The organism is Pseudoalteromonas sp. S2755 (genome assembly GCF_005886535.1).
Taxonomy (GTDB): Bacteria; Pseudomonadota; Gammaproteobacteria; order Enterobacterales; family Alteromonadaceae; genus Pseudoalteromonas.
The window spans coordinates 1-770 of the sequence record NZ_PNDS01000079.1 but is presented as its reverse complement, the minus strand read 5'-3'; the positions used below and the strand labels follow the sequence as shown (position 1 = coordinate 770).

General features: G+C 39.4%; 1 pseudogene. It reads right to left on the bottom strand.

Features of this window, described 5'->3' with window-relative positions:
- Positions 1 to 309: 309 nt before the first annotated feature.
- Positions 310 to 770: pseudogene (locus CWC03_RS13760) on the bottom strand (porin); the annotation flags it as partial.

Below are 770 nucleotides of genomic sequence, written 5' to 3'. Positions count from 1 at the left end.
TCGTTAAAAATTTCTCATTTAGAACAACTAAATAGCAAAATTTTTGCCTTGCTACTAACGCTATTTCCCCGCTTCAAAATAGATCATTTACCTAATACAACTGGTATTAGTGGTTGAACACTAGAGCTGTTTAATGATAAATCAGCCGTGTTGGCATTTTTAAACTCACTGTAAATTTGTAAGTTTTCAATATTGTATATTTTTGGCCAGATACAGCTACAGGCAGAATGTTGAAATCAATTAGTGCATCAAAGCTCATGAAAGTCATGGGCTTTGATGCACTTGAAGTTGTTATTACAGTGCTTAGTCTTACAGCGTGTAATGGAAACCGATGGCGATACCGTCGTCTTCGGTTTGTGACATTTGTGCTTCTTGCACAGCATCGGCGCTAGAGAAGTCGCTAAAGTCCTTACGCGCTTCAATGTACAAAATAGTGTCTTCAGACATAAAGTAGTGTGCGCCTATCACGGCAAACTGACGCTTAAAAACATCATTAGGGTCAGCATTAAAATTTGGTTGGATCACATAGTCATCGCCCGCATCAAATACGTTGTAAGCGATAAATGTACGCACGTCATTGTCAAAACGGTAGCTAACAAGCGACTCTAATCCAACGGCATCCTTGATTAAGCGGCCTAGGTTATCGGTATCGTGGTTTTCGTTTTTATTGATGTTTGCAGCTGCATACCAACCTGGCTTATAGAAATCACCATAGGTAATACCGACGCCATAAATTAAATCTTTAACCGATTGATTTCGACCAGCAGCAT